General features: G+C 70.2%; 11 protein-coding genes. 2 read left to right on the forward strand and 9 right to left on the reverse strand.

The features are described 5' to 3' along the window. Window positions 1-100 precede the first annotated feature (100 nt). The 4 genes from MZC64_RS44975 to MZC64_RS44990 form a co-directional block, all read right to left on the reverse strand. Complete coding sequence (locus MZC64_RS44975; protein ID WP_247765878.1) at window positions 101-6,001, reverse strand: RHS repeat domain-containing protein; 5,901 nt, start codon at window positions 5,999-6,001, stop codon at window positions 101-103. A gap of 217 nt (window positions 6,002-6,218) precedes the next feature. Continuing rightward, a complete protein-coding gene (locus tag MZC64_RS44980) occupies window positions 6,219-10,235 on the reverse strand; it encodes a LamG domain-containing protein (protein ID WP_247765860.1) in 4,017 nt (1,338 codons plus the stop codon). A gap of 197 nt (window positions 10,236-10,432) precedes the next feature. Next, window positions 10,433-11,284 (reverse strand): intradiol ring-cleavage dioxygenase, encoded by an 852-nt coding sequence (locus MZC64_RS44985; protein WP_247765862.1) that lies wholly within the window; start codon window positions 11,282-11,284, stop codon window positions 10,433-10,435. A 64-nt stretch (window positions 11,285-11,348) separates the two neighbouring features. Beyond that, the gene (locus tag MZC64_RS44990; RefSeq protein WP_374205892.1) at window positions 11,349-12,431 is read right to left on the reverse strand and encodes an aldo/keto reductase; all 1,083 of its coding nucleotides are present in this window, start codon (window positions 12,429-12,431) and stop codon (window positions 11,349-11,351) included. A 165-nt stretch (window positions 12,432-12,596) separates the two neighbouring features. Between MZC64_RS44990 and MZC64_RS44995 the strand changes: the two genes are divergently transcribed. Then, entirely contained in the window at window positions 12,597-13,487 is an 891-nt protein-coding gene (locus MZC64_RS44995; RefSeq protein ID WP_247765865.1) for an AraC family transcriptional regulator, read from the forward strand. A 4-nt stretch (window positions 13,488-13,491) separates the two neighbouring features. Here the strand turns inward: MZC64_RS44995 and MZC64_RS45000 are convergent, their stop codons facing one another. The 5 genes from MZC64_RS45000 to MZC64_RS45020 all read right to left on the reverse strand — a co-directional run bounded on the left by MZC64_RS45000 (window position 13,492) and on the right by MZC64_RS45020 (window position 18,368). After that, complete coding sequence (locus MZC64_RS45000) at window positions 13,492-14,070, reverse strand: Uma2 family endonuclease (RefSeq protein WP_282106923.1); 579 nt, start codon at window positions 14,068-14,070, stop codon at window positions 13,492-13,494. Window positions 14,071-14,276: 206 nt separating this feature from the next. Then, entirely contained in the window at window positions 14,277-15,773 is a 1,497-nt protein-coding gene (locus tag MZC64_RS45005) for an IMP dehydrogenase (RefSeq protein ID WP_247765867.1), read from the reverse strand. A gap of 28 nt (window positions 15,774-15,801) precedes the next feature. Next, window positions 15,802-16,833, reverse strand: a complete 1,032-nt coding sequence (locus tag MZC64_RS45010) for an ion channel (protein WP_247765869.1) — start codon at window positions 16,831-16,833, stop codon at window positions 15,802-15,804. Window positions 16,834-16,929: 96 nt separating this feature from the next. Next, a complete protein-coding gene (locus MZC64_RS45015; protein ID WP_374205896.1) occupies window positions 16,930-17,964 on the reverse strand; it encodes a DUF5808 domain-containing protein in 1,035 nt (344 codons plus the stop codon). 2 nt (window positions 17,965-17,966) lie between these two features. Next, window positions 17,967-18,368 (reverse strand): GntR family transcriptional regulator, encoded by a 402-nt coding sequence (locus MZC64_RS45020; RefSeq protein WP_247765874.1) that lies wholly within the window; start codon window positions 18,366-18,368, stop codon window positions 17,967-17,969. Window positions 18,369-18,427: 59 nt separating this feature from the next. Between MZC64_RS45020 and MZC64_RS45025 the strand changes: the two genes are divergently transcribed. Next, the gene (locus MZC64_RS45025; RefSeq protein ID WP_247765875.1) at window positions 18,428-19,312 is read left to right on the forward strand and encodes a CPBP family intramembrane glutamic endopeptidase; all 885 of its coding nucleotides are present in this window, start codon (window positions 18,428-18,430) and stop codon (window positions 19,310-19,312) included. Window positions 19,313-19,554: the final 242 nt, after the last annotated feature.

Below are 19,554 nucleotides of genomic sequence, written 5' to 3' on the forward strand. Positions count from 1 at the left end.
TCGGACCAGAACCGGATGGTCCTGGTCCGACAGGCCGGTGGTCTTGGCGAGCTGTCCGATGGTGGAAACCCAAGCCCGTTCTCGCCGAGACCGGTCCTGGTTAGGTTCGCCAGGTGGTGCCGTACTCGTAGCCGATGGACACCCGCGGGGTGCCCAGCCCCTGGGACAGGCCGCCGCCGACTGTCAGGTCACCGAGTTCATTGCCGGAGGTCGGCCGGGAGATTCCGCCGTCCACCCCGATCGGTCCCAGCTGCCCCAGGCTGCCGTCGACGCCCCAGCTGGACTGGTCGCCGACGCCGATCCGGCCGTTGGTGCGCTTGATCGAGTCGGTCTTGCTCGCGCCGAAGCCCGGTCCGAACCCGATCTTCGACGAGGAGCTTTTGCCGGTGCCCTCGGCGTCGGTGAGGTTGCAGGTCTCCCTGGTGAAGCTGACGAAGACGATCGAGACGGTGTGGGACTCGCAGACCGCGACCGTGTAGGTCATGGTCTTGCGGCGTTCCGCCTCCTCCGCGGCCCGACGCCGGTTGTCCTCGGCGCGGCGTTCGTCGGCCAGCTCCTTCTTCGAGCGTTGCGCGGCCGGGCAGGACTGCCAGATCTCGCGCATCGCGCCCAGGCCGCAGAACTTGAGCTTGTACTCCCAGCCGCAGACCCGCGGCGGGCCGCACCTGCCCGGTGTCTTGAGCTGGTTGCGCCGTTCGGTGATCCGCCGCTGGTACTCCTCGCCGGACTTCTCGTGGTAGCAGGGCTCGCCGGGGAAGCCGTCGTCCATCACCGCGCACATGGTCGCCCGCAGGCCGTTGGCGTCGTTGAGCGTGGCCGGGTTGTTGTTGGCGTAGGCGAAACCGTTGAGGGACTGGGGATCCTGCGGGGCGAGCAGTGGGTCCACGGACAGGAACCGGCCGGTGCCGGGGTCGTAGTCGCGGACGCCGAGCCGGGTCAGCCCGGTGCTCTTGTCCTCGGTGCCGCCGACAAATCCGCGGTTGCCGGGCAGGTTCGCCGCCTGCCGTGGGGTGCCGAAGGCGTCCAGGCGCCTGCGGGTTTCCTGGTGGGTGGTGGCGTCCACGGTCAGGGTCGCGGTGCCCTGGTGATCCAGTGCTTGGTAGGACAGCTTCCCTTCGGTGCGGACGGCGATCGTGCGTTCCTTCCCGTTGCTGTAGTAGCGGGTGCCGCGCAGGGTTTTGCTCGCCTCGTCGTAGCGCAGCTCACCGTGTGGCAGGTGCAGGGTGCGGCCGCCGGGGTCGCGGGTGAGCAGCCGCTGGCCGCCGAGGGAGTAGACGTGGCTGGTGGTTTTGTCGCCTTCCTTGACCTCGGTGAGCCGGTCCTCGGCGTCCCAGCCGAGTTGCTGCCTGCCGCCGTGCACGCCGGGCCGGGACTCGGTGCCGCCGGTCGGGGTGTAGCGGTAGTCCTCGACCTTGGGCTGGCTGCCGGGGGCGGTGGTGGTCACCGAGCGGACCGCGTGCGGCTGGACCGCGCCGGTGGCCGGGTAGTCGTAAGTGCGCACGGTGTCGGTGCCGGGCGCAGAGCCGTAACGGGTCTCGGTGCGCCGGTTTCCGCTGGCGTCATAGGACAATCCGACCCGGTAGGGCGCCGGGCCGCCGAGCGAGCCGGACGGACCGGTGCCGCATTCACCGGCCGGCGTCCAGGCTTGGGTCATCCGGCGTAGGTGGTCGTGGCTGAAGCACTGGGTGTCCAGCCCGTCGGCGGCCTGGCTGCTGATCTTCTTGACGTTGCCGGACAGGTCGCGGGTGTAGCGGGTGTCGTCCACCACGCGGTTGCCGATCTCCCGCTCCACCAGCGTTCTGGCCATCAGCCGGGTGCCCTCCTCGTAGAAGGACCGCTGGGAAATCACCGCGCCGTCCGGGCCCTGGCGCAGTTCGGCCAGTTCGCCGTAGGCGGTGTACTCGGTCTGCCGCACGTAGTTGCCCGCGGTCGAGGACATGGTGCGCAGCAGGCCCATCGAGTCGTACCGGTAGACCAGCGTTTCGGCCGGCAGGTCGCCGATCTTGGGCAGGGTCAGCGCGGCCAGGCTGCCGTCCGGGTTGAACGAGCTGACCGTGGTGTAGCTCGCGGGCAGCCCGGTCTCGGTGGGCGGCAACGCGACCTCGGTGCGCACCGGCCGGTAACCCTCGTCGTAGGCCAGGATCGAGCTGCGATAGGTCTGGCCGCCGGCATGGCGGATCTCCGCGGACGGCTGCCCGCGCACCACCTTGCCGCCCGCCCTGGGGGTGGCGTCGTACTCCCACTGGGCCAGCAGCGTCCCGGTGGCCGAACCCGCGCGGATCTCGGTGGGCCGGTTGAGGTCGTCGTAGCCGTAGACCAGCAGCTGGCCGCGGGAGTCGGTCTTGGTGCGCAGCAGCCCGGCGTTGTCATAGGTCATCCGGGACACGCCCTTGTCCGGGTCGTGCGCCTCGATCCGGTTGCCCACCAGGTCGTGCACGGTGCGCAGCGGCCGGTTGCCCGCGCTGTCGGTGACCGTCTCCAGCTCGCCCCGGATCGAGTAGCCGTAGCGGGTGATGTCCTTGGCGCCATCGGGTTGCGGGCCGTGGAACTGGTGCAGTTCGGTGATCCGGCCGTGCGCGTCGGTGATCGTCGCGGTGGTGGTGTCCCCGGCCGGCGGGATCACCTCGGTCCGGTCGCCGCGATGCCGGGTCACGGTGCGCCGCTCGTCCACCGGCGTGCGTATGGTGCTGGCGGTGCTCCGCCGGGCGCCGTCGAACTCGGTGAACACCTGCCCAGGCGGCGGGGTCTCCTTGAGGCTCTGCACCAGGTCGATGCCGGGATTTCCCTTGGCGTGGAACGGTTTACTCTCCCAGACCTGGAGTCCTCGGCTGTCGTAGAGGTGTTCGGTGACCACGCGGTCGCCGGTCCAGGCCTGGGTCTGGGTCTGGCGTGGGCGGAGCTGGCCGTCGAAAAGCTGGTGCTCCACCACGTAATCACCGCTGCCGCGCAGGGTTTGGGTGCTCACCGCGCTCACGCCGTCCCGGCCGCGCAGCTGGTAGGTGTAGCGCAGGTGTGGGTCGTCCCGGCCCTGCGTCCGGCCCGGCTTCCACACCGCGGTGACCCGGCCCAGCGCGTCGTAGGTCTGGCTGGTGCGCAGTTCGTTGGTGTCCACAGTGGACGCGACACTGCCCCATTCCGGACGCAGCTCGGTGGTGCTGGTGTGCCCCAACGGATTGGCCACCACCGTGGTCCGGGTGGGTCCGGTCTCCGGCTGGTAGGTGTTGCTGGTGCGCCGGTCCAGCGCGTCGAAGCTGTGCAGCACCCGGCCGTACCCGTCGTGCGTGGCCCTGGCCTGCTGCTCGTATTTCGGCTGCCCGCCGGGGAAACTGGTGGCCCGTTCGGTGCGGGTGACATCGCCCTTGACCGGCGGCTGGCCCCACGGCTTGCCGTCATAGTGGGTGCGCTGGTCTGACACCACCTGGTCCGGACGCTGCACCGGCGCGTCGCAGGCGACCGCGACCGTTTCGGTCCGGCTGACCAGGTTCAGCAACCGGGCGCCCTCGTCGCGGGCGTAGCTGGTGCGCACGCACCGGTCATCGGCCGTGATGGCGACATCGCCGAGTTCGGCCACCTCCTGATGGAGGTTGTGCTGGTCGTAGCGGGTCTTCTTCTCGGTGCGCCGGATGCCTTGGGACACCGTGGTTTTCACCAGGCTGCGGGACTCACCGGTGAAGTAGGCGGTGCGGTTGTGCGCGGTCGCGGTGCGCCGGACCTCCGCGTCGGTGACCGTGTCGGTGACCACCGGGCCGCTGAGCCCGTCACGCACGATCTCGCCGCGCTGGAACCCGGCCAGCGCGGTGGCGTCCTCCACGTTCCGGTTCTCGGTGTCAGGCAAGGACACCTGCTTGGCACCGCCGCCGGGGTTGAGCCGATCGCCGTGCAGGCCACGGAAGTAGCGCAGCTCCTTCTCCGGCCGCTGACTGGCCGGGACCTGCGCCGAACCCTCGCGCACCAGCACCGTGTGGTAGCCGCGCCACTGCGCCCAGGTCCGCCGCTCCTGCGGGATCAGCTCGTTGTCCTGGTAGGCCCAGGCCCCGCCGCCCTGGTAGTCGTAGTGGGTTTCCTGGGCCGGTGCGCCGGCCACCCGGTCCACCAGGGACACGTGGTCCACCACGTACTTGTGGAACCAGTCGTCCTTGGCGATGCCACCGTCGTGCGCCCAGTGCACCGGGAAGCAGCGTTGCGCGTTCTCCTCCGGTTTGGGCAGCGCGCCCGGCACGCACTCGGCTTGTTTGTAGCCGATGGTGATCTCGCCGCCGTGCTCGTTGCGGATCGAGGTGATCCGCTGCTTCTTCAGCTCCGGCTTGCCATCGCCGGCGGTGTCCACCCGGTTCTCCCGGAACTCGCCGGCGAATTCCACCGCGGGCAGCGCGATCGAGCCACCGGCGAGTCCGGTGTGGACGATCGAGTCCAGCCACAGCGAACCCCGGGTGGAGTCACCGGGCCTGGGATAGGAGTGCTGCAACTGCCAGGAGTCCACCGGCAGGTACTTGGCGCCGTCCCACACCTGGGTGCTCAGCTTGGCCAGTCGCTTGGCGGAGAAGAAACTCGGCGCGTAGCTATTCGTGCAGGTCGCGGTGTCGCACTGGAGGTCCCACGGCACATCCGGGTAGCTGGCGGCGTTGCGCTGGGTGCAGTCCGTGCCGGGTGCGCAGCGGTCGGCGTGATCGAGTAGCACCTGGGCGGCGGCGGGCCCGGCCACGCCCTCGCGCTGGCCGTAGTCGACCCGGCGCAGGGTGCCGCCGCGAGTGTAGGAACCCTTGGCCTTGCCCATGTTCAGGCCGTAGGCGTTGGTCTCCTTCTCATAGGTGTAGCTGATGGTGTTGCCGTGCCGGTCGATCACCCGGTCCAGGTTCCATCGCCAGGCGCGTTCGCAGTGCGAGGTGGCGAAATCCCCGGTGTGGCAGGGTTCGCCAGCCTGGTTGCCGAACACCGGCACGGTCCATACCGACTGGGCGTCCTTGACCGCGCCGAACTGGTAGCGGGTGCCGTCGGTGGTGGTCAGCTCCCAGTACTCGCCGAACTTGTCCCCGCCGGGATAGCTCTCGCCCTGCTTCAGCTCGAACCGCGAGCCGTCATCGCTCGCGCTGCGCCAGAACTTGTCCGCCTCGCTCCACACCAGCTCGCCGGAGCGGCCGCCGTTGACGAAGCTGAGGTGGTGACCACCGGCCCAGCACTGGTCGCCGGTTTTCTCCTTGGCCACCGTGCTGTCCTGGGCGCAGGCCTTGAAGGAGCGGGAGATGTGGCCGGGCCAGAAGTCCCAGCCCTCACCGGCCCAGCCGGGCTGGTTGTTCACCCCTGCCACCCGCCCGTCCACCGAACCCGAGGAGTAGCCCAGGCCGAGTTTCGGCGCGAGGTCACCCGGCACCGGCGGCACCCGGAACGGGTAGTTCCAGCTGAAGTTGCCGCTGTGCGCGGCGACCTGCCAGTCCCCCGACGGCGCCATCGGGGTCGCCTTGTAGTCCCCGGTCGCCCCCTCCGGCGCGGCCTCCACGGCGTACACAGTGGACGGTGCCGACGGCGCGATCCGCGCGGTGACCCGGCCGGTGGCCGGATCGTTGCGGCTGGGCACCGGTGTCCTGGTGCGGCATTCGGCCCGGTCGGGCGTGCTCACCGCGCAGGCGGGCAACTCGGCCAGCCGCAGCCGCTGCGCCCAGTCACCACCGAAGGAATCCCGGAACGCGGCGTAGTCGAGCTGCACCTCCGCCGGCCCACTGCCCGTCACCGCCAGCACCAGTCCGTCCACGCCCAGTGCCGCGCCACGGCCCCGATCCAGCACCTCAGCCTTGGCCGCCGAGCCAACCACCCGCGCGGAATCCTTGGCAGGCCACGAGATCCGCGGCGGTTCGACCTTCTGCCGGTGCCTGGACCCACGTTCGACCTGCACCGGCACCACCGGAGTCTGCCGATCAACCTGCCCCGGCGTGAACCCCACCGGCGCAGGCGCCGCCACCGCGGGCAACGCCTGCACAGTGCTCACCAGCACCCCGGCGGCCAGCATCGCGCTCACCCAGCGAAGCACCCCCACCCCCCACCGTGTTGGCCGTTGTCGTACGGCGTGTTGGCCGTTCTGGACGCTGTGTTGGCCGTTGCGGACGGTGTCTTGGCCGGATGGGCGTACCAGTCCGGCCAAGACTGTGTACGACAACGGCCAACACGGCGGTGAGGTGCGGTTCTGCTTTGCGCGCATTGTGGTTCTCCCCCAGTGGGATCGCGGCTCAGAGCCGGGTGATCAGGTAGCCGAGCGTGCCGTCCGGGGTCTGGCCCTCGCAGCCGGGATCGGTGGTCTCGAAGCGTTCCCCGTTGGGCAGGCGGCAGCGCAGCAACCGGGCCGATTCCTTGCCTGCCGGTGGTTCGGTGTGGATCCAGCCCAGCGTGCGCAGTTTGGTCTTGCCGCCGCAGTCGGTTTCCAGCGCGGTGAACGCGTCCGTACCGTCCTGGCACAGCTCCAGCGCCTTGGTGCCCGGCTGCGGGATGAACGGCAGCATGCCCAGCCGCCACTCCGCCCGGTACCCGGTGGGCACGCCGCCGACCGAGGTGAGGTGGTCGCCGGGCTGGTCCTGCTGGGCATACCGCACCAGCGGCGCGTAGGCCCGCAGGTAACCGAGGCGGTGCTCCACCGTCTTGCCCTCGCAGTCGGCGTGCATCGACTCGAAGTGCTCGCCGCCCTCGGTGCGGCAGCGCTGCAACGGAACCGTCGGCTCACCCGCGGGCGGCGTCCGGTAGATCTGGCCCAGGGTGGCCAGTTTGCGGAAGCCCTCGCAGTTCGCCTCGGCCGAGGTGAACTGGTCCTCGCCGGTCAGGCAGGAGTACAGGGTCAGCGTGTTGGGCGCGCCTTCGGGTGCGAACCAGCCCAGCTCGTGCTCCAGGTGGTAACCGGGCGGGGCGGCCCCGCCCGCGCCCGCGCCGCCGGTGGTGAAGTGGTCCCGATTGTGGCCGTAGTAGCGGTTGAGGCCGTCCCGGATCAGCGGCCGCCCGGTCCACGGCAGGGTGGTTTCCTCCAGCAGCTGGTCCGCGGTGCGCAGACCGCCGACGATCCGCACCTCGTCGATGTCCCCGCGCCAGTGCCGCAGCGCACCGCCGTCGACCTTGGCCCGGCCGATCTTCAGTCCGCCGCCGGCCGACCAGGTGGCCCGGAACCGTTGCGGTGGCTCGGGTTTGCCGTCCACGAACAGCTGGAGTTCCTCCGCCGCCGCGTCATATCGCCCGGCCAAGTGGGTCCAGACGCCCGGTTTCGGCGCGGAGGCGGACACCGAGGCATCCAGCACGGCCTGGTCGCCGTCGGTGCGGTTCATCCCGAACGCCCAGCGCCCGCGCCCGCCGTCGTAGCCGAGGCTGAACCCGCTGGCCCGGTCCCCGTCCTGACTGACCATCGTCATCGACTGTGTGCCAACGGAATCCGCCTTCGCCCAGCCGCTGACGGTGAAGCTGGTGTCGGTGCGCACCGCGGGCCCGGTGGTGCTCAGGTGCCCGTCAATGCCGTTGAACCGCAACGCCGAACCGACCCGGCCGGGCGCCCAGGCCACCCCGCCCTGGAAACCCGCCTCCCGGTAGTTGCCGGAGATGTCCCCGGCCAGCCGGCCGGAGTTCTCCTCGGCCAGCCACTGCCCGGACTCCTGCAACCACTTGGTGGACAAGGTGTGCACGTCCGAACCCTCGGCCACCCGGTCCCCGGGGTTGATCCGCCCGTCGCCGAGCACCCGGTCGTAGATCCGCACGTCGTCGATCGCGCCGGTGAGGAAGTCCACCGCCGCGCCGTTGTACTTGCCGCGCCCGATCCGCACCTCGCCGCCGGCGTGCCAGCGCGCCTTGTGCTCGGCCGAACCGGCGAACCGGCCGTCCACATAGATCCGCAGCGACTGCTCGGCCGCCGAGTCGTACACCCCGACCAGATGTGTCCACACCCCTTGGCGCACCGGCACATCCGCGGTCACCCGGTCCTTGCCGAAGTTGTGCTGATCCGCATCCGGCATGGTGAACGCCCAGCGCCGCTCATCACTGCGGTACTGCAGGTAGAAGCCGCTGGCGTGGGTGCCGTCCTGGCTGACCGCGGTCTGCCAGGGCCCGTCCAGCCGGTCCAGCCGGACCCAGGCGGAGACGGAGAAGCTGTCCCCGGTGTGCACAGTGGACTTCGGCCCGAGTCCGACCTGGCCGCTGCGGCCGTCGAAGAGCAGCGCGTCGCCGTCCCGGCCGGTGGTCCAGCTCACCGGTCCCTGGGTGAAGTTGCCGGTGGCGCCGCGGCCGAGTGCGTCCGGCACGGTGGTGCTGGGCAGTTTCCCGTCCAGCCGCCAGTGTTGCACCGGCGGGAATCTGGTGCTGCGCACGAAGAACTCGTAGCTACGCTTGGGGGATATGTTGCCCGCCTTGTCCACCGCGTACACCTCGGCGACGTTGCGCAGGTCCCGCGGCGGGGTGAGCGGCACGGTCGCTTTCCCGTTCACCGCGGGCACTTTCCGCAACTCGGTGGTGGTCAACCGATACTGGAACTCGGCGATATCGGCCTCCCCCGGCGCGGACAAGGTGAACCAGCCGGTCCGGCCGATGCCACCGCCGAACTGCTCCGACGGGTAGTCGGCGGAACTGACTTCCGGCGCGGTGCGCGGGGCGGTCAGGTCGATGGTGACATCGCACCAGTCGGACCAGTCGCCGAAGAGTTCACCGTCAAAAGCCCTTACCCGCCAACCAATCCGGCCGCCGTCGCCGAAGGTCCCGGCCGGAATGGCAGCGCTGAACGGGGTGCCGGAGTGCTGGGTCGCGGTGCGGAAGGAATCAACCGGCCGCTCTCCGCGGATCCACCACTCGAACTCGGCGGCCACCATGCCGCCGTCCGGATCCCCCACGGTCGCGTTCAGCTGCGGCGTGGTGATCCGCAGATGCGGTTCCTGCGGCTGCACCGCACAGGGCTTGCCGGCGGCGTTCAGCTCGGCGGGCCGGTCCGGGTAGGTGTTGTAGTTGATCACCAGTTTGGGATTGGGATGGAACTTGCGCCAGGCCTGCGGATCGCCCTCATCGCCCGCGCGCAGCATCAGCGTGACGAATCCGTTGCCGCCCACCGCGTCCACCGCCGCGTCCCGCACGTCGAAGCCGAGCCAGTCGCCGGGACAGGCCGCGCTGTAGCCGCGCGCCACGTTGTGCGCGCCGAGCTTGCGCACCCCGGGCGGCTGGTTGTTCCAGGTGTGCCACGGCTCGTAGACCTGGGTCTGCCACAGCTCGGTCCAGCGCGCCTGACAGGAGGGCGCGTAACTCTGGAACACGTCGAAACTGCTCTTGCCAACGGAAATCCGGCGATTCCTCAGGCTGCGCACGTCGTACTGGAAGAAGGACCGGGCCAGCACGGTCGGCCGTTCCCAGTTGCTGTAACCAACCTTGGCGATGCCGTCGCCGTCGCCCTGCCAATAGGACTGGTCGCGGTAGGCATCCGGGGTGCCGTAGACCAGGCCCCAGCCACCGGGTTCGCCGTCCCAGCCCGGGTCGACGTAGACCGGGAACCGGGTGGCCGGATCGGCCAGCATGGCCCGGTCCGGGGTGACGCTCAGCGTGTCCCGGCCCAGCTCCACCGGCATGCGCACCCGCCGCGCGTCCGCACCGGTGGCGCCGGGCGCCCGCGGACCGGTGACCGGCGAGTCCCACATCTGGGCCTGCGGGGCCCGGAACACCACCTTGCCGTCCGGGCCGGTCGCGGTGAGCCCGCCCTGCTCGCCCGCCGCCATCCGCAGCCCGTCCGCGCGGGTGCCGAAGGTCAGCTTCGCCAGCCTCGGCTGCCGGGCCGCCTCGGCCGTGCGCACCACCAGCAGGTGCGTGAACCCGCTGACCTGAGCCGTCACCCGCAGGTCAACGCCCGGCAGCACCTCGGCATAGGTCGCCGAGGCACCGGAGAGCGTTGGCGCGGGCAGCGGATCGGGCCAGCTCAACTCCAGTGCCGCCCCGGCCTGACCCAGGCGCGCGAACGGCCCGCGGCCCCCGCCGGAGAAGGTGATCGGCAACGCCGCGGCCACCGGCGTGACCCGGCCGTCGGACCCCACGCGCAGGGTGGCGTCCGGGGCCCGCCACCCTGCGCCCGCACGCACCCGCACCGGACGCGGATGCTGTTCCAGGGTGCGCGAGCCATCCGGTTCCTGGAACACCTGCGCGGTCTCGGTCCGTTCCGACTCGATCTCCACCCGCTGTGCGGGCGCGGTCGGTGCGGCCACCGCGGGCAGGGTCAGCACGGTGGTACCGACGAGCGCCGTGACCATCCCGAGTAGGCCAAGTCGACCGCGGACATGACGCAGCACGGCGGCTGTCATCCGAACCCCCTGTGAACCGATCCCCAGTGCGCCGAAGGGACGCGGCTACAAGGTAGGGATCAGCTCGGGTTCGCCGTAATCGACTGATGTACGCAAAATCCGGGTACAAATGTCCCGAAATCTGACGTTCCGTCAGGTGCGGGTGCTCAGCTGTCCACACCAACCCGCAACGCGGCGGTGTACCCGGTGCCCACCGCACCGGTCACCGTGGCCAGCTGACTGGCGCCGCCGTCCTCCCGGAACACGCTGTCGCGCGCCAGGCTCACCTGCCGGAAGGTCGGCCCGGACTGCTCGTAGCCGGGCTGGCCGTACACCGCTTCCGACGCCTCCTGCGGCAGCGCGACCTGGGAGGTGACCAGCACGTTGGCCACGTCGGCGATGCTGTTCTGGTCCGGGTAGACCTCGAAGTGGATGTGCGGCCAGCGCCCCGGGTAACAGGCGGGATAGATGCTCTGGAACCGCACCCACCCCTCGGCGTCGGCGATCTGCACGCCCCGCAGGTAGTTCTCGTTCCGCACCCCGTCGGAGTACAGCGAGTACCGGCCAAGGGCATCGCACTGCCAGACGTAGACCGCCACACCCTGGAACGGCCTGCCGCCGTTGGCTATGTCCACAATGGACAGTTCCAGGTTCATCGGCACACCGGTCGCGGTACCGGTGAACGCGCCGAAGCTGGACCGGATGTCACTGCGCACGATCCCACTCTGCGCCAGCACATCCGGCCCGTTCGAGCCGTCACCCGGGAACGGTCCCGCGGTCTCCTCCGGGATCTCCGCCAACGACGCGGCGGCGGCGGCGGACGTGCCGGCGGGAGCGGTGCCGGTGGCACTGGGGGTGCACGCGCTCAGCGCCAGTCCGGCGGCGCCGAGCCCGAACAAGCCCAGCACCCGGCGGCGGCTCAACAACGTGCCCAGGTCGAAACCCAGTCCCTGGTCGACAACTTCGTCCTGCGGCCGGGGCAGTGGGCGGCCCTGGTAGGTGCGGTGGCGGTTGCGCATGCCACCACAGTGCGGGCGGTGACTGTCGTGGAGCTGTGTGCGGGCTGTCGGGATGCTGAAGATGTCAGTACCGGACCGCACTGGCCCGCAACAGCGGCAGTACCGCGGACTCGACCCCGTCCACCCTGGCGCCCGCGAACTGCAAGGCCCGGGACAGGGTCCGGTTGTTCTCGGCCGGGAAGTTCAGGCTGGGCGCGGACACCTCGTCCAGGGCCGCCACCTGGGCCGCGGTGAGGGTGACCTCCAGGGCGGCCAGGTTCTGCTCGAACTGCTCCCGCCGCCGGGCGCCCAGGATCGTGGAGGCGATGCCCGCCCGGCCGCGCACCCAGGCCAGCGCCACCGCTGCCGGGGACGCGCCCGCTTCCGCCGCCACCGCGTCCAGGACTGCCAGCACCGGATAGTCGCGTTCGCGGGGGCCGCCGACCAGGCCGGCGCGGGCGGTGTCCACCGGGCCGCCGTTCGCGCGGGTGTACTTGCCGGAGAGGTGCCCGCTGCGCAGCGGACTCCAGGCCATTCCGCCCATGCCCAGCGCCTGCGCCATCGGCAGCAGCTCGCCCTCGGAAGTGCGTTCCAGCAGGCTGTACTCGACCTGCAGGCCGACAATCGGGGCCCAGCCACGGAATCCGGCGATGGTGGCGGCCTCGGCGGTGGCCCAGGCCGGCACGTCGGAGAAGCCGACGTAGCGAATCTTCCCGGCGCGCACCAGGTCGTCCAGCGCGCGCAGGGTCTCCTCGACCGGGGTCACCGGGTCGAAGTTGTGCAGCCAGTACAGATCCACGTGGTCGGTGCGCAACCGCCGCAACGAGTCCTCCAGCTGGTTCATGATCGCCTTGCGGCCCGGCCCACCGCCGTTGGGATCCTGCTCGTGCAGATTGGCGAAGAACTTGGTGCCCAGCACGATCCGGTCACGCAACCCCGGCCGGCTCGCCAGGTAATCGCCGATGACGGCCTCGGCGTGGCCGTTGGTGTAGATGTTGGCGGTGTCCACCGAGTTGCCGCCCCGGTCCAGGTAGGCGGCCAGGATCTCCTTCGACTCCTCGACACTGCTGCCCCAGCCGTGGTCCTCGCCAAAAGTCATGGTGCCCAAGGTGAATGGGCTCACCCGCAGGCCGGAACGACCCAGGGTGACATAGGAATCAAGAGACATCTGCGCACTCCAGAATGATCATCGAAACAGCCGTCCGCGTTACCCCTTGATTCCACCAGCCGCACCCCCGAACCCCTAGACCAATGGACCCAGCCGAGTGCACGATCCGCTCAACTTCGCCCGGATCGAGTTGGCACCCACCGCCCACCATGCTTCACTGACCCCATGGACGTCCTGGCCGAACTCCGCACCCGCATCCGCGCCCTGGCCGCGGGCAGTCCACACCCCTTGCGCGACAAAGGTTTCATCGTGGCCGCCACCCCCGAGGCGACCGAACCCCTCGGCACCGTCGCCGAACCCGCCTTCGCCCTGGTCGTCCAAGGCGCCAAACGCTCCACCCTGGCCGAGCACGTCTTCGAGTACCACACCGGCGAATACCTGATCGTCACCGTCGACCTGCCCCTGGTCTCCCAGGTCACCGAAGCCACCCCCACCCAACCCTTCCTCGGCTTCGGCCTCCCCCTGGACCCCAGGACCATCGCCCAACTCCTGCTGGACGCCGGCCCGGGCCAGACCGCCCCGGCCGACGGCATGGCCATCGCGATCAACACCGCCGGCCGCGACCTGCTCGACGCGGTGCTCCGGTTGCTACGCCTGACCGACTCCCCCGAGGACCTGCGCGTGCTCGGCCCCGCGGTCCGGCGGGAGATCCACTGGCGGTTGATGACCGGCCCGCAGGCGGGACTGGTGCGGCAGATCGGCCTGGCGGACAGCCGCCTGACCACGATCGCGCAAGCCATCCGCTGGATCCAGCACCGTTTTGACCAGGTGCTGCGGGTGGATGATCTGGCGGCGGCGATCGGGTTGAGTGTGTCCACTTTGAACCGGAACTTCCGCGCGGTGACGGCGATGAGTCCGGTGCAGTACCAGAAACACCTGCGGTTGCAGCAGGCCCGGCTGCAGTTGCTGACCGCGGGTGGGGAGGTGGCTGCGGTGGGGCATTCGGTGGGGTATGACAGCGCGTCGCAGTTCAGCCGGGAGTATCGGCGGATGTTCGGCGCGCCACCGGGTCAGGACGCGGCGCGGTTGCGCGGACTGGCGACGGTGGTGGAGTAGGCGGTCAGCGGGTGAGCGCGGCGAGGTCGATGTCCACGGGGCCGATCACCTTGCTGCGCAACCGGTCGTGGTGCACGCCGGTCTCGGTGTAGGTGCCGGTCACCACGTCCAGGACGTAGGTGTGCATGACTGGGGCCAGTGCGCCGCTGGCCTGGCTCTCCAGGCGCCAGTAGTGCGGGACGCCGGCCTCGGCGTAGGCCAACGGCTTCGAACCCCGGTCCTCCCGACGAGACCCCTTGGAAACCACCTCGACCGCGAGTAACACGGTGCCCGCGGGAATCGGGCGAGTGGTCAACGGGACAGTGGCCGAGAAGACCACGATGTCTGGGGCGACGTAATCGAGCGGCTCCTCTTCCAGGAGCACGTCGATGTCGACCTCCAGCTGCCACTCCGGCGACAACGCGGGCTCCAGAGCCGCAGCGAGTCGGCGCATGATGCGCTGGTGGATGGGCAGTGGACTGGGGTTCACGATGAGGGCTCCGTCAAGCACTTCCACACGACACTTCTCCGGAAGGGCCCGTACGTCAGCCAGCGTCCACCCACCCGGAGGCGGGTAAAGGTAGTCGGTCGGCAACGCCGTCATGGGTACCCCTCCTTGCCAGATCACTGTACCGCCAAGGCGGGCACAAGCTACCTCCGCACACCTACGATCCGTGACCCTCCTCAGGGCTAGATTGTGCCCTTGACCAGCGAAACTTTCATTTCATTCAGCACTGAAGCCACTATTGCATTCAAGGAATTCGGGCGCGCGAATACCCCGCCCGCGACCTCTCCCGTGGCGCCGACCGCTCAGTCGACGGTCGCCGCGGTGTCCCGCACCGTCACGTTCGCGTGGCTCTCCTGGAAGCTCTGCTCGGAGACCAGCGTCAGCCGGGCGGAGGACTGGAACTCCGGCAGCGAGACAGAGCCGCAGGAGACCATGGTGGACTTGATCTTCGCGATGGTGACCGCCAGGCCCTCGTGCAGGTCGCCCGCGTAGGGGACGTAGCCGTCGACGCCCTCCTCGAAGACCAGGCCCTGGCCGCCCTGGCCGTAACGCTGCCAGTTGCGGGCCCGGTTCGAGCCCTCGCCCCAGTACTCCTTGACGAAGCCGTCCCGCGTGGGCAGTTTCGCGCCCGGCGCCTGGTCGAAGCGGGCGAAGTAGCGGCCCATCATGACGAAGTCGGAGCCCATCGCCAGCGCCAGGGACACGTGGTAGTCGTGCACCAGGCCGCCGTCGGAGCAGATCGGCACGTACTCGCCGGTGCGCTCGGCGAAGGCGTCCCTGGCCGCGGCGACGTCCAGGACCGCGCTGGCCTGGCCGCGGCCGATGCCCTTCTGGTCGCGGGTGATGCAGATCGAGCCGCCGCCCACGCCGACCTTGACGAAGTCCGCGCCCGCTTCGGCGAGGAAGGTGAACGCCTCGCCGTCGACCACGTTGCCGCCACCGGCCGGGATCTCCGGGTAGTGCTTTTTCACCCAGGTCAGGGCCTGGGCTTGCCAGTCGCTGTAGCCGTCGGAGGAGTCGAAGCACAGCACGTCGGCGCCCGCCGCCAGCAGCGCGGGGACCCGCTCGCGGTAGTCGTGGGTGTTGATGCCCGCGCCCACCCGCAGCCGCTTGTCGCCGTCCACGACCTGGTTCGGGAAGCGCTTGTTGTCCGCGTAGTCGGACCGGAACACCAGATGCTGGAGGCGCCCGTCGTCGTCTACCACCGGTAGACAGTCCAGTCGCTCGTCCCACAGCCTGGCGTTGGCCGCGGAGAGCGTGCAGTCACCGCCGGCGTGCGGCAGCTCGGCGATGGCCGTCATCCGGCCGCTGACGGGTCCGTCCAGATCGTGGCGCTGGGGGTGGAAGTCGCGGGAGGTCACCAACCCGAGCAGGCGGCCGGACGCGCTCCCGTCGTGGGTGACCGCGGCGGTGCTGTGGCCGGTGCGGCGCATGATGCCGACCAGGTGGCTCAGGGTGTCATCCGGCCGGACGTTCGTGTCGCTGGTGACGAAGCCGGCCTTGAAGTTCTTCACCTTCCGGACGGCCGCGACCTGTTCCTCGATCGACTGGTTGTGGTGCAGGAAACTCAGACCACCGTTGCGGGCCAACGCGATCGCGAGTTCCGGCGAGCTGACCGCCTGCATGATCGCCGAGGTGAACGGCGCCTGCAGTTCGATCGCCGGCGCCTCGCCCACCAGGTGCCGCACCAGGGGTGTGCGCAGCTCGACGGTCCCGGTCGTGCATTCCTTCCGGGTCCGATTCGGCAGCAGGAGGTACTCGTTGAATGTCCGCGAGACCTCATCCACGATCCTTGCCATGCCGCAGCACCCTACCCACTGACCGCGATCAGCCGCGCAGCGCGTCCTCCACCTGCCGATCCGACAACCGTTGCGGACTCACGTAATACAGCACCGACCCGGCCGGAGCCTCGCTCTGCCAGCTCGGATTCACCACCAGCGTGCCCGCCCCGTCCCGCACCGCCAGCACCGTCACCCCGTGCTTGCGCCCCAGCGCCAGCTGACAGTCCTCAATGGACACCGAACCCAGCGATTCCGGGATCCGCAACGAATACGTGTTCGCACCGCCGTGGGCCATCAGCTCGGTGTACACCTCCGCGATCCCCGGCGAGGTCAGCTCCTCGGAGATCATCCGGGGCAGGTGCCAGGGCACGCAGTGGATGTTCTTGTCCACGTAGTGCATCAGGCTGGTGCGGTCGGTGTCGCGCAGGGCGACCACGATGTGCGCGGGCGAGCCCAGGTGGTCGACGGCGACCGCGATGGCCAGGGCCTCGTTGTCGTCGTGCGCGTCGATGAGCACGGCCGCCGCCTTGGGCACGGCGGCGCGGCGCAGCACCGCTTCGTCGGTGAGCTGGCCGCGGACGAAGTCGATCTCGGGGCTGGGCATCGGGTGCGTGCCGACCTCCTCCAGGGCGCACAGCACCACCCGGTCGGCGCCCTCGGCACGCAGGCGGTCCACGAAACGTTCGGTGCGGCCCGGTTCGTAGCCGAGCAGCACGATGTGACCGGTGGCGTCCACCGTGTTGGAGCCCAGCATGCGCCGTCCCTTCGCCTGTTCCAGCACCGTGGCGAGTTTGGTGAACACCGTGGTCAGCGCCACGATCCCGCCGATGATCACGTACACCCCGACCAGGTGACCCCAGTCCGAGGTCGGGTACAGGTCGCCGTAGCCCACGGTGGCGGCGGTGACCACGAAGTACCACCAGTAGTTGCCCGGTCGCACCAGGTCGCTGTCCGCTGGTTCGGCCAGCGCCATCAGCGGCCAGCTGGTGCAGAACACGAACAGCACCACCGCGGCCGGGGTCGCCCAGCTGCTGAGGAAGGCGAGCCGGGCGAGCAGCCGGGTCAGGAACAGGGGCACGGTTCTCCTCACGGTCGCCGGGGCGGGTCCGCGGGAGTCTAGGCAGGTGGACGGGCGGAATGGTGGTTCTTCACCGTTTCGCGGCTTTTCGCCGGGTCAGCTCCGGCTGGGCAGCTCGAGCACGCCGAGGGAGGTCAGCGTGGCGAGGAGGACGACCGCGGCGACGGCGGTCCAGGCGAGCGGGTGGCCCAGGTTGAGCGTCCAGAACAGGCCGGAGCGGCGGTGCACCAGCACGGCGGGGTCGTGGCGGTTGAGGTAGACCATCCCGGCCAGGTGCCAGTGCCGGTCGTCGTCGCGGCGCACCGGCACCGGGGCTTCTTCGCCGGGTTCGGCCGGCAGGCGGTGTCCGGCCTCGCCGACCCGGATGCTGAAGCGCAGCCAGGCGGCCAGTGCCAGCGCGAGCGGCAGGTAGCCGAGTGCGGTGAGCCAACCGTCGGTGGGGAGAATTCCCCACTGCGACAACGCATGTGCGAGCACGGTGAGGTTGGCCAGGGCCGCCGAGGCCAGCAGCAGGCGGGTGAAGCCGTGCAGGTACACGCGGTAGCGGCGGGCCGAACCGACCGGGCGTTCGGGGTCGATTTCCGGGCGGGCGCGCAGGATTCCGGCCGTAACCAGCAGCACCAGCGTGATCAGCAGCAGCTGGGCGAGCACCGGCGCGAAGGTGGCGCCCGGGGTCAGGCTGTGCAGCAGGGCGGTGGCGCTGGTGACCAGGATCGCGGGCGCCAGCCAGGGCCAGGGCAGGCGGACCGGGTTGGCACGCAGGCCGAGGTCGGCGGTCGCCACCCGGCGGGTGCCCGCGTCGAAGTCCTTGTCCCGCTTGGTTTTCCGGACTTCGCGCGCGGCCAGCAGAGCCCAGGCGATATCGGCGCCCAGCATCGGCAACAGCACCAGTTCCGGGCCCGGCGCCCAGCCGGTCCACAGCCACCAGCCGAGCAGGGTGACCGCGGCGAGCGCGCCGCTGGCCACCACCCGGTGGCCGTGGCGGGTGCGGTGTTCCAGGATCGCCGGGTCCTCGGTGTGGGCGGCGGGCACCCTGACCCCGAAGGGCAGCGTCGGCCGGGCCAGCAGCGGCCCGGACCAGGCCGCCGCGGTGACCAGCGCGATCACCAGCAGGTCGAGCAGCACAGTCATGATCACGTCTCGTTCTCCTCCCCAGTGCGGAACGTGGCGAGCAGCTCGCCACACCGCCGCAGCACCTCATCGGCCCCGACTCCCTGCACCGCGGCCTCGGCCAGCAGGGTGCGCAAGCGCGCCTGCCAGTCCTCGGTGAACCCCGGCTCCGGCGGTCCGGAACCGGGGTCGCGGCGCACCACCGCGCCGCTCTTGCGGTTGATCCGGATCACCCCTTCCCGCCGGAGCAGGTCGTAGGCCTTGTTCACGGTGTGGAAGTTGATCGCCAGGTCGGCGCCCAGTTGCCGGGTGGACGGCAGCGGACTGCCCTCGGCCAGGCCGCCGTCGGCGACCGCTTCCACGATCCGGTCCCGGATCTGTTGGTAGATCGGCACCTCGCTGTCGAGGTCGATGCTCAGCTGCACACGGTCCAGTCTAGCTGTTATATGTAATCTATAACAGCTAGACCGACTGAGGGGAAGTCATGACCTTGCTCGACGCGCCTACCCGCGCCCCGGCCGTGCCCTGGCGGCACATCGGTGTTTTTGTCCTGCTGGCCTTCGGCTCCACCTGGTTGTGGTGGGCCCTGCTCGGCGGCCGCCTGCCCTCGGCGGTGCTGGAGGGCGGCTCGATGGTCTGCGTCGCGCTGGCCACCTTCGCCACCCTGCGGTGGTCGGTGCGGCCTGCCTCGATCCCGGCCGCGACCGCGCTGGTCCGGCCGCACCGGCCACGCTGGCTGCTGCTCGGATTCCTGCTGATCCCGGTGGTCAACCTGGCCGGACTCGGCCTCGGCTGGCTCACCGGCGACTACCAGGTCGACCTGGCGGATTTCTCCGGCCTGCGGGCCGCCGTCGCCCCGGACACCCTGGGCGGCACCGGGGTGCCGTGGGCGCTGATCGGCAGCATGCTCGGCACCAGCGCGCTGCTGTTCACCCTCACCCTGCCGCTGATGTGGTGCGAGGAGTGGGGCTGGCGCGGATTCCTGCTGCCCCGGCTGCTGCCGCTGGGGTTGTGGCCCGCGCTGCTGTCCTCCGGGGTGATCTGGGCGTTGTGGCATCTGCCGATCTACCTCGGCGCCGGTGGCCGTGAGCTGGCCGGGCTGCCGCCGTTCCTGGTCACGGCCGTGCTGCTGGGCGTGCTGTTCGGCTGGCTGCGGCTGGCCTCCGGTTCGGTGTGGCCGTGCGTGCTCGCGCACGGGGCCAACAACGCCGTCGCCACTGTGCTGACCGCGTTGTTCATCGACGCGGACCAGCTGCGCACGCCGAACCTGGCCGCGCAGGTCGGGGTGAGCAGCTGGACCGGCTGGGTCGCGCTGGCCGCCGCGATCGCGCTGGCCGTCGTGTTCAGGCCGGTGCGCGCCCGCGCATAGCGTCGGCACCACCATGGGCGTGCCGGTCACCGGGTCCGGGACCACGATGCACGGCATTGATCAGGGCGCTGTCCACAATCGCAGAACACGAACAGCACCACCGGGGCCGGGGTCGCCCAGCTGCTGAAGAAGGCGAGCCGGACGGCCGAAAGGCCCCCTCGGGTCGTGAACTGCTCCCCGGAAGTTGGACTCGGTAACTGAGAGTCTAGGCAGCGAGGGTCTGTGCCCGGTATCGCACCGGG

This window comes from Crossiella sp. S99.2, from assembly GCF_023094165.1.
In the GTDB taxonomy this organism is placed as follows: domain Bacteria; phylum Actinomycetota; class Actinomycetes; order Mycobacteriales; family Pseudonocardiaceae; genus Crossiella.